We start from the raw sequence: 13928 nt of genomic DNA, 5'->3' as shown, positions 1-13928 counted from the left end.
CCGAAGCGCAGCGACAGAAGCTGACGGCCATGCGGGCCAGCGGCGCCATCGTCGTCGACGCCCTCTACCTCTGTCGGGAGCTGGCCCAACCCGGTGCCCGCACCCGCGACATCGACGCCCGGATCGAGGAGCTGATCCGTACCGCCGGCGCCAAGCCTTCATTCAAGGGCTACAACGGCTACCCGTCCAGCGTCTGCATCTCTATCAACGAGCAGATCGTCCACGGCATCCCCGGTGAGCGCAGACTGGTCGAGGGCGACATCGCCAGCTTCGACGTCGGCGCTTACCTGGGCGGCTACCACGGCGACGCCGCCCTGACCGTTGCCGTCGGTCAAATCAGCGCCGAGGCCCATCGGCTGATGCGGACGACCTACGAGTGTCTGGAGCGCGCCGTGGCTCTGGTTGGCCCCGGCGTCCATATCGGTGACATCGGCGCCGCCGTGCAGACCCACGCTGAGAGCCGTGGGTATCACGTGGTCCGCGACTTCACCGGCCACGGCGTGGGTCGCAAGCTGCACGAACGGCCCCAGATCCCCAATTTCGGCAAGCCCGGCCGCGGCCCCCGCGTCCAGCCCGGCGACGGACTGGCCATCGAGCCCATGCTTAACATGGGCACCATCGCCACCAAGGTCCTGGCCGACAACTGGACCGTGGTCACCTACGACGGCGGACTCAGCGCCCACTACGAACGCAGCCTCGTCGTCACCGACGAGGGCTGTGAGGTCACCACCCCCTGGTCGGCCGACGGCCTGTTCGACTGAACATAACGCCCAAAAAGACCCGTGTCGCTCTTGACTTGACAACCCGACCTGACTTAAACTTGCCGCCCGCATCGACATAGAGAGCACAGCCCAAACAAAAGAGCAAGCTCACGATGGCCAAAGAAGAGGTAATCCAGGTCGAGGGTGTGGTCACCGAGGCCCTGCCCAACGCGATGTTCCGCGTCAAGCTGGACAACGGCCGCTCCATCCTGGCCCACATCTGCGGCAAGATGCGGATGAACTTCGTCCGCATCCTCCCCGGAGATCGGGTCCGCGTCGAAGTCACCCCCTACGACCTGACCAAGGGCCGCATCACCTGGCGCTTCAAGTAAGGGGCTTGCCGATGGTCGGGAGGGGCTCGCGGGTCCGCCAGCGCCACACCCGGCAGTAGCGAAGGTTCCGCTCGCGGGGTTCGACCAACGCGGCGTCGTCTCGCCGCCTGCGTACCCACCGACGGTCCGTTATCCGGCTGGTTGGGCGGTGGTTGGTCAAGTATCGTTCAGGCCTAGGTCGAAAAGGACCGGTTATACGAGACTAAAACCCGCCTGTTCCGGCAGCATTCGGTCATCATTCGGTCTATAACGCAAGTCGACTCCTCCGGGTCGCCGACGACCCAACGGGGAGATTTCCGCATCCAGCGGAGGAGCACCATGAAGGTCCGCAGCTCAGTCAAGCCCATGTGCGACAAGTGCCGCGTCATCAAGCGCCGCGGCGTCGTTCGCGTCATTTGCAAGAACCCGCGCCACAAGCAGCGACAAGGATAAAGGAGACCGATGGCTCGCATCGCCGGCGTCGATCTTCCCAACAACAAACGGGTTGAGATCAGCCTGACCTACATCTACGGCATCGGTCGCACCAGCGCCCGCAAGGTCTGTGACAAGGCCGAGGTTCCCCGGGGCACCGCCACCAAGGACCTCACCGACGATGAGATCACGCGGCTGCGTAACGTGATCGAGAACGATTACACCGTCGAGGGCACCCTGCGCGCCTCCGTGGCCCGCAACATCAAGCGCCTGATGGCCATCAACTGCTACCGCGGCCTGCGCCACAAGCGCGGTCTGCCCGTTCACGGCCAACGCACCCGCACCAACGCGCGCACCCGCAAGGGACCCAAGCGCACCGTCGGTGCCCGGCGCGCCAAAGTCTAGCCCGCCCGGCGCAACTCCAGAGAGGTAAGGAAATGTCAGCACGACGCAGCCGGCGTTCGATCAAGTTCGTTGAGGGCAGCCCCGAGGGGATAATCAATATCCGCTCCTCCTTCAACAACACCATCATCAGCGTGACCACCCTCGACGGTCGGGTCATCGGCTGGGGTAGCGCCGGCACCGCCGGCTTCAAGGGCTCCAAGAAGTCCACCCCCTTCGCCGCCCAGGTCACCGCCGGCAACTGCGCCAAAAAGGCCCTCGACGCCGGCATCCGCAAGGTCGAGGTCCACATCAAGGGCCCCGGCTCCGGACGCGAATCCGCCATCCGCGGGCTCTCCGCCGCCGGTTTGGGCATCACCGCCATCAAGGACATCACCAGCGTGCCCCACAACGGCTGCCGCCCCAAGAAGCGGCGTCGCCTCTAGCCGCTTCACAGGAGGGAACCCTTTGGCTCGCTACACCGGACCCAACTGCAAACTCTGCCGCCGCGAGGGCGTCAAGCTGTACCTTAAAGGACAGCGCTGCAACACCGCCAAGTGCGCTATGGAGCGTCGCCCCAACCCACCGGGACAGCAGGGCCGCCGCCGGCGGCGCCGCAGCTCCTCCTACGGACTCCAGCTCCGCGAGAAGCAGCGCATTCGCCGCACCTACGGACTGCTCGAACGCCAGTTCTTCAACACCTACAGGAAGGCCGAGCAATCCAAGGGCATCACCGGCCACAACCTGTTGATCATGCTCGAGACCCGGCTGGACAACGTCCTGTTCCGTTCCGGCTTCGTCGGCACGCGCCAGCAGGCCCGCCAGCTCATCCGGCACGGCCATCTCGAACTCAACGGGCGCAAGGTCAATATCCCCAGCCAACGCCTCGCCGAAGAGGACGTGCTCAAGATCCGTGAAAAGTCAAGCACCGTCCCCCAGGTCAAGTTCCGCCTCGAAAAGCTCCAACCCCAGGCGCCTTCCTGGCTCGAGGTCGATCGCAACAAACTCGAAATCACCGTTTCCCGGCTGCCACAGCGCGACGACATCGCCATGCCGTTCAACGAGCAGCTCGTGGTCGAGCTATATTCGCGTTAATACCTGCTTTCTTCGCGGGTGGGTCGACTTACAGCTTCGGTTGCCCGCCCGCTTTGGCGAGATTGACGTCCGCGACGCCCGGCGCGCGGACCGCTTCCGACGGGACGTAAGGTAAGATGATCATCGGCAAGGTCTTACAAACTGACGTCAAGGTCCAGCTCAACGAGGATGACAACAACCCCAACCGGGCCGAGTTCATCTTCGAACCGCTGGCCTCAGGCTTCGGCACCACCGTAGGCAACGCCCTGCGGCGCGTACTGTTATCCAGCCTGAGCTCCTTCGCCGTCGTCGCCGTCCGCGTCGAGGGCGCCAAGCACGAATACGACACCCTCGACGGCGTCGTCGAGGATGTTTCCGACATCATCCTCAACCTGCGCCAACTCGTCTTCTCCGCCGATATCGACACCGTCGAACCCCAACTCGTCGGCATCCGTGCCGAGGGCCCCGGCGAGGTAACCGGCGCCGACCTCCACCTTCCCGCCGGCTTCCATATCCTCAATCCCGAGGCCCACGTCGCCACCCTCGACGACGACGGCGTGCTCGAGATCGAGATGTTGCTGATGAACGGCCGCGGTTACCTGACCGCCCATGAAATCGAGCTTCCCGAGGAGCACGACTTCATCGGCATGATCCCCATCGACGCCGTCTTCACCCCCATCCGCAAGGTCAACTACACCGTCGATGAAACCCGCGTCGGCCAAATGACAAACTTCGACAAGCTGACCGTCGAGATCGCCACCGACGGCAGCCTCACTCCGCGTGAGGCCCTCGAGAACGCCGCCGGCATCCTGATCGACTTCTTCTCCGTCATCAGCTCCGCCGAGGCCCGCAAAACACCACAGCAGGAACGAGAGGACGAGGAACGCCGCCGTATGCGCGAGCTCTTCGCCCGCCCCGTCTCCGATCTCGAACTCTCCGTCCGCTCGGCCAACTGCCTCAAAGCAGCCAACATCAACAACCTCGGCGATTTGGTGGCCAAAACCGAATCCGAGCTGCTCCAGTACCGCAACTTCGGCAAGAAATCCCTGGCCGAGATCCAGGAATTCCTCGACGGCTACGGCCTGGAACTCGGGATGGACACCTCCAACTATATCGAGGACTAACGCGGCCACGGCCCGTTTCAGCTAAAGGCACACCATGAGACACCGTCACAGCGGCTACAAACTCGGACGCAACGCCCCCCACCGCAGGGCGCTGCTGCGCAACCTCTTTCGCTCGCTCATCCGCCACGAGCGCATCGAGACCACCCACACCAAAGCCAAGGCACTCAAAAGCTACGCCGATCGCCAACTAGCCAAGGCCCGCGCCGGCTCCACCGCCGCGCGCCGCGCCGTCTACACCGCCCTGGCCAACGACCGCAAGGCCGCCCGCAAGCTCTTCGATGTCGTCCTGCCACGCTACGACAACCGCGAAGGCGGCTTCGTCCGCATCATCCCCCGCGGCTTCCGTAAAGGCGACGGCGCCGAGGTCTCCTACGTCGAACTCTGCGAGATGGGCGACGATTTCGCCGAACCCCGCGTCATCAAACTCAAAAAGAAAATCACCGAGTAAGAAAACCGGCGGCCGGGATTCGAATTACCCTCGCGGAGGGCTAGTCCTAACTGGTAAGGCAGCGGACTTGAAATCCGCCGGGCCCGCAAAAGGCCCTTGCAGGTTCGAATCCTGTGCCCTCCGCCACCGGGGCTGAGTTTTTCCGGGGCTGAGCTGCTTCCGGGGCCGCTTCACCACCAAGACGGCTTGATCACCGGAGCTGAGCTGCTTCCGGGGCTGGATTGTTCTGAAGAGCCTGAAGAGCAATGCACGTTTATCAACTACGTGGTAACGTGGTTTTCGGCGCAGGTTGTAACAGCCCCCACCACAACAAGTACTGGAATATCTCCGGGGAGCAAGCATAAAAAGTAACCGCGGAGACAAACGGACCCAACATCACCCCAAGCCCCCCGCCGGGGCTGAGTGTTATCAGCGAGCCGGTGTCAACTCTCGCCGTATCAGCGAACGATCCAGACCGCGGCCACCAGGTGCTTACCGAGCGCCTATCCCAAAACGGCTTCAGCGACTTCCGCGGCTTCTCTTACCAGCATTCGGGCGGACCTTTGAAAAACAGCCCCCGTATTCGATAACACCTGACAACAGCCCAAGCCGCCGGAACTGGCACGGTTTTTGCGCAATCCTGTGCCGCTAAACGTCCGGACGGGTCCGGAGCTGCAAAAACCGTGCCAGTTCCGGCTCGCGCGGCTGGCGGGCGCGGTTGAAGCCGGGCGAGGCTGTTTTTCAAAGGTTCGCGCCTCGAACCGCGAGGCCGCTTGGTCAAGCAGTTGTCAACCGAGCGCAGCTTTCACCCCGACATTGCCGGGGCGGTTTTTTCCTTTACCTCCGGCCTGCGGCGTCGGTATAATCCCCTGGCCCATCAAACGGGCGGTACCTGTTCACCAGTGGCCCCGCGGAGAGGTGACCGAGAGGCCGAAGGTGATCGCCTGCTAAGCGATTGTGCGCTTAATAGGTGCACCGAGGGTTCGAATCCCTCCCTCTCCGCCATCGGTACCTGTAGTGTTACGACCGCTTCGGCGGTCGATCCCGCGCCCGTAGCTCAGTTGGATAGAGCGCCGGACTACGAATCCGTAGGTCGCAGGTTCGAATCCTGCCGGGCGCGCCACCGCGGTCCCCTTTCGGGGGACCGCTTCTTGTTTGTCACCGACCGAGGCTGTGAGACGGCCCGGTTGGGGGATGGATTTCCAATCCGCCGGGCTGATGAGTTACACTAATCGGTGCTTTCTGCTATATTTGTCCGTGTCACCATTATAGCGGAGCGCACTGACGGCCGGCCTTCCGCTGGTGTGCGGCGCTTCGATGATCGGGTTTTTCGAGCAATCTTCCGAGGTCCTCAACAGTGAACGACCAACCGCTTACCCTCACCGAAGACACGCAACGGCGTTACCGCCGCCTCGGTTTACTGGCGCTGGCCGTTATCATCGGCTACAAGCTGGCCATGGTTCTGGCCCTGCCGCTGGGCCAGCTGGTGCATTACGTCTACGATGACGTGTTGTACTACCTCAAAATCGGTCAGAACCTCGCCGCCGGGCGGGGCTTCACCTTCGACGGTCTGCACCAGACCAACGGCTTCCATCCACTCTGGCAGCTCGTTTGCGCCCTGCCCCACCTGTTGGGTATCGGGGTCGAATGGTCCTATCGCTTGATCCTGACGCTCAACTACCTGTTGGCCGCCTATTCGCTGATCCTGCTGCACCGCCTCGTCAACCGTCGTTACGGAGAACGGACGGGGTTGTTCGTCATCATCTGCCTCAGCTGGCCGATGATCATCCATAACATCGGCAGCGGCATGGAGATGGCGATCGCACTGCCGCTGTTGCTGACGGCGGTCGAGCTGGCGGATCGGCATGCGCTGTTGCGCCTGGAGAGCCTCCCACGGATCGAATGGGCGGTGGGGATTCTGCTGGGCCTGGTTTTTCTGGCCCGCCTGGATACGGCCTTCCTCCACCTGACCGCCGGGATCTATTTCCTGCTCTCCTTCATCCGCGATAGGCAACGCCACGGTGGCTGGTCGGGTTTCATCCGCCGTGGATTGCGCTTGTTCGCCCCGACCATGATCGCCCTGGTCGGCTTGCTGCTCTGGAACCAGCTGACCTTCGGCCACCTGTTGCCCCTATCGGGGAGCTTGAAAACCAGTTTCCCCGTACCGGGATTCTTCTACGGCAACCTGCTGATCTTCCGGGAACTCGGCATCCTCGGTCTGGCGGCCCTGGTCTGGTTCGCCGCCCGGCACCGTCGACAAGGGCCGCTGGTGGGGATACTGGCCTGGGGTTATCTGCTCTTTCTGGCCTACAACGTCTTCTTCATCCACTGGGCGGCCTTCCCTTATTACGCCGTGGCGCTCGGCGTACCGTTGCTGGCCCTCTTCGGTGGTGATGTCTTTTCCGCCTTCTTCGAGCGCCGCCGCTGGCTGCGGTTGAGCCTGACCATCCTGGCCGCGGCGGCGGTCGTCGCCGGCCACGTAATCTCCTTCAGTCAGCGCGGGGCCGACTTTCACCGCGCCGCTTACGAGGGGGCGCTGTGGGCCCGCCGCAATACCCCGCCCGGCACCGTCTTCGCCATGCGCGACGCCGGCATCTTCGGTTACTTCAGCCAGCGTCCGACCATCAACCTCGACGGCCTGGTCAACGACTACGATTATCAGCGTGTACTGGCCGAAGGGCGTCTGGCCGAGTATTTCCGCAATAACCGTGTGGAATTCTTCGCCCATCACGCCCTGATGAGCAAGGGTCTCGAGAGCTTCACACTGGAATTGCCTTCACGGCTTCACGGCGGTGGCGACAGCATCACCGTCCGGGCCGACCAGCGGGTCTTCCTCTCCGATCCCTACAGTTATATCTTCGACGAGAGGGTTTTTTGGATGGGAATCTACGACATCGGCCAACCCGGTCCTTTCACCAGCACCGACGGAAACTAGGGGGCAACGTGGGCCTACTCGGCGCCATCTTCGGTCTGTTCTCCCACGACATCGCCATCGATCTGGGCACGGCCAACACGCTGGTCTACGTCCGCGGCGAGGGCGTGGTCATCGACGAGCCCTCCGTGGTCGCCCTCAAGCGCGACACCCAGCAGGTGATCGCCGTCGGCCTGGAGGCCAAGACGATGCTCGGGCGCACCCCGGGGACGATCAGCGCCCTGCGGCCGATGAAGGACGGTGTGATCGCCAACTATGAAGTCACCGAGCGGATGCTCAAGTACTTCATCTCGAAAAGCCACGGTCGGCGGCGGCTGATCCGACCGCGGACGCTGATCTGCGTCCCCTCGGGGATCACCGAGGTCGAGAAGCGCGCCGTGCGCGACTCCGCCCTCCACGCCGGCGCCCGCGAGGTGTTGATGGTCTACGAACCGATGGCCGCCGCCATCGGCGCCGACCTGCCCGTCCACGAGCCGGTGGGCAACGTGATCGTCGACATCGGCGGCGGAACCACCGAGGTCGCCGTGATCTCTCTCTCCGGCATCGTCACCAACACTAGCATCCGCATCGGCGGCGACGAGATGGACGCCGCCATCGACAAGTACCTGCGCAAGACCTACAACCTCCTCGTCGGTGAACAGACGGCCGAATCGATCAAGCTCAAGATCGGCACCGCCTTTCCCCAGGACGAGGAGGAAACGATGCTGATCCGCGGCCGCGACGTCGTCGAGGGCGTGCCACGGACCCTGGAGATAACCTCGGCCGAGGTGCGCGAGGCCATTGCGGAACCCGTGGGTAACATCCTCCTCGCCGTTCGCCAGACCCTGGAGAAGACCCCGCCCGAGCTGTCCGCCGACATCGTCGATCGCGGAGTGTTCATGGCCGGCGGCGGCTCCCTGCTGCGCGACCTGGACCGTCTGATCTCCAGTGAGACCAAGCTGACCATCACCCGGGTCGACAACCCGCTGACAACCGTCGTCGCCGGAGCCGGCAAGATCATCGACGACGGCGAGCGCTTCGCCAAGGTCGTCCTGCGCGGCGAGGAGGCCTGAGATGAGCGACGTCCGCAGCCTGGCGCCCCTGGTCGTCGGACTGCTGGTGCTGTCGTCCCTGCTGGTTTGGGCCGACGCCGTCGATCTCGCGCCGCTGGAGAAACTGCGTGCCGGGCTGGCCGCCCTGCCCAGCGCCTTGGCCACCCTGGGAGAGCGCTGGGACGCTTTCCTGGCCGACGAGGACGACGAGCTGGCCGTTATCGCCCGGACAGCCGCCGTCGAACAGGAGCTGGCCCGGGCCGAGGTGCTGGCCGCCGAGAACCAGGCGCTGCGCGAGCAGTTGGGTCTGCGCCTGCGCAGTCCCTGGCGCCTGCTGACCGTGGAGTTGACGGCGAACCGGCCGCCGACCATCGACGCGGGCGCGAGCGACGGACTGCGAGGCGGCGAAGCCCTGATCATCGACGGCCGTCTGGCCGGCGTCGTCGGCGGCTTGGCTTACGATTACGCTGAAATCGTCCCCCTCGCGCGGGCCGGGGCCTGCGGGGCGCGCCTGGTCTCCTGCCGGGCCGACGGCGTGGCCGAATACATCGAGGGTGAGTTGTTGGTCAGGCACCTGGGCAGTCAGACTCTGCCACGGCAGGGGGAATTGGCCGTCACCAGCGGGCTGGGCCGCCTGCCGGCGGGCATCCCCCTGGGGCGGGTAACCCGGGTGGACTGGGAACCGGGCGCCCTGGACGCCGCCTGCAGCCTCGGTCGACCCGCCGATCCCGCCGGCGCCGAGTTCGGTCAACTGGTACTCTCGGTGACCCCGTGAAGCGCTATCTTCCCCTACTGGCGGCCCTAATCCTCGAGCGCGGCCTGTTCGCCCTCTGGGGCGGCTGGGAGCTGTTCAAGCCCCTGCTCGTCCTGCTGGCCGTCTGCTACCTGGGGCTGACCGAAAAACCCGCCGCCGCCGTGCTTACCGCCGCGGCCGCCGGTCTGCTGCTCGATTTCAGCGGCTGGGGTCCCCTGGGGGCCTGGCTGTTCTGCCTGGGCTCGACGGCCCTCATCGTCGCCCTGTTGCGCGAAAGCCTCTACCCCAAGAGCCCCCTGGTGCGCTTCGTCACCGTCGCCGCCGCCGGGTTCTACGCCTGGCTGATCCTCTGGGCCTTGGCCAGTTTGACCGGTGCCCAGGCGCCCCCGGGCGGCTGGACGATGCTCAGCCGCATCGGCGCCACGGCCCTGGCCGCGCCGCCGCTATACGAACTCTTCGATCGCCTGATGAACACCAGCTATGAAGGGCAGGTTTGACCATGCAGCAAAGGAAGATCCTGTTGATCGTCGGCGACGGGATGGGCGACCGCCCCATCGCCGAACTCGACGGCCGCACCCCCCTGGCCGCGGCGCAGACGCCGGTGCTCGACGAGCTGGCCGCCGCCGGGACCGTGGGACTGATGGACCCCATCGCCCCCGGTATCTGCGCCGGCAGCGACACCGCCCATCTGGCCCTGCTAGGCTACGACCCCTACGAGTACTACACCGGCCGTGGACCCCTGGAGGCCGCCGGCGTCGGGCTGCGCCTGCACGAGGGTGACGTGGCTTTCCGCTGCAACTTCTCCACCGTCGAGGAGCGCTCCGGCGAATTGATCGTCCGCGACCGCCGCGCCGGACGGATCAAGGAGGGCACCCGGGAACTGGCCCGGGCCCTCGACGGCGTCAAGCTCGTCGACGGCCGGGTGACGGCCCTGTTCCGTGAATCCATCGCCCACCGCGCCGCCCTGGTGCTACGCGGCGACGGGCTCTCCGGCCGGGTGATCGACGTCGATCCCCACGTCGAGGACGAGCTGCTCCATCACTGCAAACCCAGCGTCGGCAAGGAACATCCCGAGTACGCCGCCGCCCGGCGCACCGCCGAGGCCGTCAACGAGTTCGTCGCCCTCAGCCATCGGGTCCTCGAGGAGCACGAACTCAACGAGGAGCGCCGAGGGGCCGGTCAACCCCCGGCCAACTGCATCCTGCCCCGGGGCGGGGGACTGGTGCCCCACATTCCCGCCTTCCCGGAGCTGCGGGGCGTCCGCGCCGCCGCTCTGGTCGAGGTCGGCCTGTTGACCGGCCTGCTGGGCCGTTACCTGGGACTGGACCTGCTGGAATGCCCCGGCGCCACCGGCGGGCTCGACACCGACATCGAGGCCATGGCTTCGACGATCAACGCCGCCTGGGACGATTACGACTTCATCTTCTGCAACGTCAAGGCCCCGGACCTGGCCGGCCACGACGACAACCCCCGGGAGAAGATCCGGGCCTGCGAGATGGTCGACCGCCTCCTCGGCCTGCTGCGCGAGCTGTGGCAGGGCGAGACGATCCTCGCCGTGACCGCCGACCACTCCACTCCTTGCGAGTGCATGGACCATGCCGGTGATCCCGTGCCCCTGCTGGTCCACGGTCCCGCGGTACGCCCGGACTGCGGCGAGACCTTCGACGAATTCACCTGCCCCGCCGGTTCCCTGGGTCGCTTGCGCGGCGACGACCTGCTGCCCGTCCTGCTCAACCTGGCCAACCGTTATTCCAAATTCGGCGCCTGAGCCGAGGTGAAACCATGCGTTATCTGCTTGTCATCCCGATCGCCCTGTCGCTTTGTCTGGCCTGCGGCGAGGACCCGCCCGCCGAGGAGGATGCCGCCGCGGCGGCGCCCGCCGAGTCCGAAGTCGAAGATGAACGGCTCGAGCTGCCCGCCGAACTCGACGGCGCCCTCGCGGGCCGCACCATCGTCGTCTGCGTCGGCAGCCACTTCTATGATCCCGAGTTCTACGACGTCCGCCGGCTGTTGCTGGCCTCCGGCGCCCGCTTGCTGGTGGCCTCCACGGGAGGACGGCTCTTCGGTCTGGGCAGCAGCGAGATCCTCGTCGATCTCCAGCTCGAAGAGCTCGACGAAACCGCTGAATACGACGCCCTGTATCTAATGCAGTCCCGGGGGATGGAACGCCTGACCAAGCTGGAAAGCGTCCACCGGCTCGTGCGCCGGACCCGGGAGTCCGGCGCCCTGGTGGCCGCCTCGGGGATCGCCGTCGAAGCCCTGGCCCGGGCCGGCGTCCTCGACGGGATTCGGACGGCCCCCTACGGGGCCAAGCGCCAACTCTGCGAGGACTCCGGCGCCGTCATCGTCGAAGAGGACGACGTCGTCCTCGATCAGGGTGTCGGTACGGCGACCTTCTGGCCCCAGGGCGGCCGGCTGGCCCTCGAACTCATCGCCGCCCTGGCCGCGAGCTGATGCTGGACTACACCTATGAAAACAGTCTGCAAGGCCCCGTGGCCGGTCTCGACGAGGCCGGCCGCGGTCCCCTGGCCGGTCCGGTGACCGCCGCCGCCGTGATCCTCGATCCGGCCGACGTGCCCGCCGGGCTGGACGATTCCAAACGCCTGAGCCCTAAGCGGCGCGCGTGCCTGGCCGCCGAGATCGAAAACCACGCCGCCGCCTGGGCCGTCGCCCACGCCTGCCCCGGCCAGATCGCCCGCCTCAACGTCATCGGCGCCTCCTTCGCCGCCATGGGTCGGGCCGTTGCGGAACTGGCCACCCGGCCCCGCCTGTTGTTGGTCGACGGTCCGCCCCAACACCTGCATCAACACAGCCTCAACGTACCCGCCCGCTTCATCGTCGGCGGCGACGGCCGCATCGCCAGCATCGCCGCCGCCGGCATCCTGGCCAAGGTCTACCGCGACCGGCTGATGGTCCGCCTGGATGAGCTGTACCCCGGCTACGGCTTCGCCGCCAACAAGGGCTACGGCACCCAGGCCCTCGAAGCCCTGCGCCGCCTGGGCCCCTGCCCGGCCCACCGCTGGAGCTGGCGCGCCGTCCAACAGACCGCGCTCTTCGGTTGAAGCGGCCGCCGCCGGCTCGGCAAAACAGCCCCGGCGCAATGACCCTCGCCAAACCTTGGGCGGGCGGAGTTGGCACGGTTTTTGCAAATCGCAGCGTACCCGGGGGCGGCGGCAAGGCACGGTTATCGCAAAAACCGTGCCAACTCCGCCCGCTGTAACTGCGACAAGTTACGTTTCACCGGGCTGTTTTGCCGAGCCGGGAGCAGTGTGCGGCGTCTTTACCTGCAGATTACGTCCGTAACTGAGGAGGGGAATGGAAGGGTACGAAAACGAACGGGACGAACGCCTGGAGAAGCGCCTGCGCAAACAGGCCAGGGAGCGCGTCGAGTTCAAGCGCCACCTGCTGACTTTCGTCATTATCATCGGCGCCCTGTGGGCCATCAACTACTTGACTCAGATGAACGACCGCGCCATCTACTGGTGGGCGATCTGGCCGACCCTGGGCTGGGGGATCGGCCTGATGTTCCACCTGTTTTCGGCCTTCACCGGGTTGAACGAGGAATCCCTGACGGAGCGCGAGTATTACCGGTTGCGCCGTCGGCGCGGCCTGACCGAGGGAGGCGTCGTGGAACCGCTGGAGGACAAGCGCCTGGAGAAACGCCTGCGCAAGCAGGCCAAGGCCCGGGCCGAGTTCAAGATGCACCTGCTGGTCTACCTGGTCATCAACGCCGGGCTGTGGGCGCTGAACTATATCACCCAGATGGGTGATGCGCGGATCAACTGGTGGGCGATCTGGCCCACGGCGGGCTGGGCCGTCGCCGTGCTGATCCACGCCGTGGTCGCCCTGACCGGCTTCGAGAGCGGCGAGGCCGTCGAGCGCGAGTACGAGCGTCTGCGCCGCAAGCATAACCTGGACTAGCCCACGCGGCCCCGGCGGTCCGCCGACGGCCGCTGAGGCATCTTTTAGATATATTCGGCCGCCGTGGCTTGAAGGCGGCCGTTTTTTATGCTAATTCTACACCGTTGCCGCAGACCCTTACCCCCACTTTCGGAGCCCCATGCGCAAGATTCTCGCTTGTCTACTGCTCACCTTCCTCGTCCTGCCGGCCCTGGGCAGCACCATGCTCATCCGGTGCTACATCGACCGCGAGCTCCAGGAGAGCATCAACTGGAGCGATTTCGACGTTGCCGGCTGGATGCTCGACGAGCAGGCCGTCGACATCGTCATCGATGAAGTGGACCGCCACCTGCTCTACTCAGCCGGTCTGACCGAGCAGGAGGTGCTCTACGACGACGTCTCCGCCGCCCTGCGCGCCGTCATCGAGGGCTCCAACGACCTGCCCTCGGGCTATATGGACCACGGCGAGATCGTTAAGTTCATCACCGACCTGGCCGATTCCTACCCGGCCATCTGCGAACTCTACGACTTCACTGACGAGTGGGGCCTGCCGACCGAGGAGGGTCGTCACATCTACGGCCTCAAGATCTCCGACAACGTCGGCACCGACGACACCGGCGAGGCCGACGTGATGCTCAACGGCTGCCACCACGCCCGCGAGATCTCGACCCCCGTGGTGAACTACCTGTTCGCCGAATACCTGTGCGAGAACTACGGCTCTGACGACGAGGTCACCGACATCGTCGACAACCGCGAGGTCTGGATCATCCCCGTGGTCAACCCCGACGGCTACCAGTACGT

The 13928-nt window shown here is 65.4% G+C and carries 17 protein-coding genes and 3 tRNA genes; all 20 read left to right on the top strand.

All coding sequences use genetic code 11. The features are described 5' to 3' along the window. The first annotated feature begins 29 nt into the window (after nucleotides 1-29). Nucleotides 30-761 (top strand): type I methionyl aminopeptidase, encoded by a 732-nt coding sequence (gene map, locus GF399_10215; protein ID MBD3400688.1) that lies wholly within the window; start codon nucleotides 30-32, stop codon nucleotides 759-761. Between the two features lie 113 nt (nucleotides 762-874). Continuing rightward, complete coding sequence (infA, locus tag GF399_10210) at nucleotides 875-1093, top strand: translation initiation factor IF-1 (GenBank protein MBD3400687.1); 219 nt, start codon at nucleotides 875-877, stop codon at nucleotides 1091-1093. Nucleotides 1094-1411: 318 nt separating this feature from the next. Beyond that, a complete protein-coding gene (gene rpmJ, locus GF399_10205) occupies nucleotides 1412-1525 on the top strand; it encodes a 50S ribosomal protein L36 (GenBank protein ID MBD3400686.1) in 114 nt (37 codons plus the stop codon). A 9-nt stretch (nucleotides 1526-1534) separates the two neighbouring features. Continuing rightward, entirely contained in the window at nucleotides 1535-1909 is a 375-nt protein-coding gene (rpsM, locus tag GF399_10200; GenBank protein MBD3400685.1) for a 30S ribosomal protein S13, read from the top strand. A 32-nt stretch (nucleotides 1910-1941) separates the two neighbouring features. Then, complete coding sequence (gene rpsK / locus GF399_10195; GenBank protein MBD3400684.1) at nucleotides 1942-2331, top strand: 30S ribosomal protein S11; 390 nt, start codon at nucleotides 1942-1944, stop codon at nucleotides 2329-2331. Nucleotides 2332-2353: 22 nt separating this feature from the next. Next, the gene (gene rpsD / locus GF399_10190) at nucleotides 2354-2980 is read left to right on the top strand and encodes a 30S ribosomal protein S4 (protein MBD3400683.1); all 627 of its coding nucleotides are present in this window, start codon (nucleotides 2354-2356) and stop codon (nucleotides 2978-2980) included. 116 nt (nucleotides 2981-3096) lie between these two features. Beyond that, complete coding sequence (locus tag GF399_10185) at nucleotides 3097-4083, top strand: DNA-directed RNA polymerase subunit alpha (protein ID MBD3400682.1); 987 nt, start codon at nucleotides 3097-3099, stop codon at nucleotides 4081-4083. Nucleotides 4084-4117: 34 nt separating this feature from the next. After that, on the top strand, nucleotides 4118-4531 hold the full coding sequence (gene rplQ / locus GF399_10180) for a 50S ribosomal protein L17 (GenBank protein ID MBD3400681.1): 414 nt from the start codon (nucleotides 4118-4120) through the stop codon (nucleotides 4529-4531). Nucleotides 4532-4565: 34 nt separating this feature from the next. Then, nucleotides 4566-4657 (top strand) — tRNA-Ser (locus tag GF399_10175). A 765-nt stretch (nucleotides 4658-5422) separates the two neighbouring features. Next, nucleotides 5423-5515: transfer RNA gene (locus tag GF399_10170), tRNA-Ser, on the top strand. 41 nt (nucleotides 5516-5556) lie between these two features. Then, nucleotides 5557-5633 (top strand) — tRNA-Arg (locus GF399_10165). Between the two features lie 234 nt (nucleotides 5634-5867). Continuing rightward, nucleotides 5868-7445, top strand: coding sequence for a hypothetical protein (locus tag GF399_10160; GenBank protein MBD3400680.1), 1578 nt, complete (start codon nucleotides 5868-5870; stop codon nucleotides 7443-7445). A 26-nt stretch (nucleotides 7446-7471) separates the two neighbouring features. Further along, nucleotides 7472-8494, top strand: coding sequence for an MreB/Mrl family cell shape determining protein (locus GF399_10155; protein ID MBD3400679.1), 1023 nt, complete (start codon nucleotides 7472-7474; stop codon nucleotides 8492-8494). A gap of 1 nt (nucleotide 8495) precedes the next feature. Next, nucleotides 8496-9248: a hypothetical protein gene (locus tag GF399_10150; protein ID MBD3400678.1), complete on the top strand. Its 753-nt coding sequence runs from the start codon at nucleotides 8496-8498 to the stop codon at nucleotides 9246-9248. Then, entirely contained in the window at nucleotides 9080-9724 is a 645-nt protein-coding gene (locus GF399_10145; protein MBD3400677.1) for a hypothetical protein, read from the top strand. Before GF399_10150 ends, GF399_10145 begins: the two co-directional genes overlap by 169 nt. A gap of 2 nt (nucleotides 9725-9726) precedes the next feature. After that, on the top strand, nucleotides 9727-10995 hold the full coding sequence (locus GF399_10140) for a 2,3-bisphosphoglycerate-independent phosphoglycerate mutase (GenBank protein MBD3400676.1): 1269 nt from the start codon (nucleotides 9727-9729) through the stop codon (nucleotides 10993-10995). Between the two features lie 14 nt (nucleotides 10996-11009). Then, the gene (locus GF399_10135) at nucleotides 11010-11681 is read left to right on the top strand and encodes a hypothetical protein (GenBank protein MBD3400675.1); all 672 of its coding nucleotides are present in this window, start codon (nucleotides 11010-11012) and stop codon (nucleotides 11679-11681) included. Continuing rightward, nucleotides 11681-12289 (top strand): ribonuclease HII, encoded by a 609-nt coding sequence (locus tag GF399_10130; GenBank protein ID MBD3400674.1) that lies wholly within the window; start codon nucleotides 11681-11683, stop codon nucleotides 12287-12289. The genes GF399_10135 and GF399_10130 overlap by 1 nt, the downstream gene beginning before the upstream one ends. 253 nt (nucleotides 12290-12542) lie before the next feature. After that, nucleotides 12543-13148 (top strand): hypothetical protein, encoded by a 606-nt coding sequence (locus GF399_10125; GenBank protein MBD3400673.1) that lies wholly within the window; start codon nucleotides 12543-12545, stop codon nucleotides 13146-13148. A 139-nt stretch (nucleotides 13149-13287) separates the two neighbouring features. Next, nucleotides 13288-13928, top strand: a 641-nt coding sequence (locus tag GF399_10120) for a hypothetical protein (GenBank protein MBD3400672.1), incomplete at its 3' end; no start/stop codon positions are given.

The sequence above is a fragment of the Candidatus Coatesbacteria bacterium genome, from assembly GCA_014728225.1.
In the GTDB taxonomy this organism is placed as follows: Bacteria; RBG-13-66-14; RBG-13-66-14; order RBG-13-66-14; family RBG-13-66-14; genus WJLX01.
The sequence above is the reverse complement of the archived record's forward strand: the minus strand, read 5'-3'. Positions and strand labels throughout refer to the sequence as shown.

Excerpts from the sequence above, each read along its gene's own strand:
- map (MBD3400688.1), top strand. The coding sequence starts at position 30 with ATGCGGGCCAGCGGCGCCATCGTCGTCGACGCCCTCTACCTCTGTCGG.
- infA (MBD3400687.1), top strand. The coding sequence starts at position 875 with ATGGCCAAAGAAGAGGTAATCCAGGTCGAGGGTGTGGTCACCGAGGCC.
- rpmJ (MBD3400686.1), top strand. The coding sequence starts at position 1,412 with ATGAAGGTCCGCAGCTCAGTCAAGCCCATGTGCGACAAGTGCCGCGTC.
- rpsM (MBD3400685.1), top strand. The coding sequence starts at position 1,535 with ATGGCTCGCATCGCCGGCGTCGATCTTCCCAACAACAAACGGGTTGAG.
- rpsK (MBD3400684.1), top strand. The coding sequence starts at position 1,942 with ATGTCAGCACGACGCAGCCGGCGTTCGATCAAGTTCGTTGAGGGCAGC.
- GF399_10185 (MBD3400682.1), top strand. The coding sequence starts at position 3,097 with ATGATCATCGGCAAGGTCTTACAAACTGACGTCAAGGTCCAGCTCAAC.
- rplQ (MBD3400681.1), top strand. The coding sequence starts at position 4,118 with ATGAGACACCGTCACAGCGGCTACAAACTCGGACGCAACGCCCCCCAC.
- GF399_10150 (MBD3400678.1), top strand. The coding sequence starts at position 8,496 with ATGAGCGACGTCCGCAGCCTGGCGCCCCTGGTCGTCGGACTGCTGGTG.
- GF399_10140 (MBD3400676.1), top strand. The coding sequence starts at position 9,727 with ATGCAGCAAAGGAAGATCCTGTTGATCGTCGGCGACGGGATGGGCGAC.
- GF399_10135 (MBD3400675.1), top strand. The coding sequence starts at position 11,010 with ATGCGTTATCTGCTTGTCATCCCGATCGCCCTGTCGCTTTGTCTGGCC.
- GF399_10130 (MBD3400674.1), top strand. The coding sequence starts at position 11,681 with ATGCTGGACTACACCTATGAAAACAGTCTGCAAGGCCCCGTGGCCGGT.
- GF399_10125 (MBD3400673.1), top strand. The coding sequence starts at position 12,543 with ATGGAAGGGTACGAAAACGAACGGGACGAACGCCTGGAGAAGCGCCTG.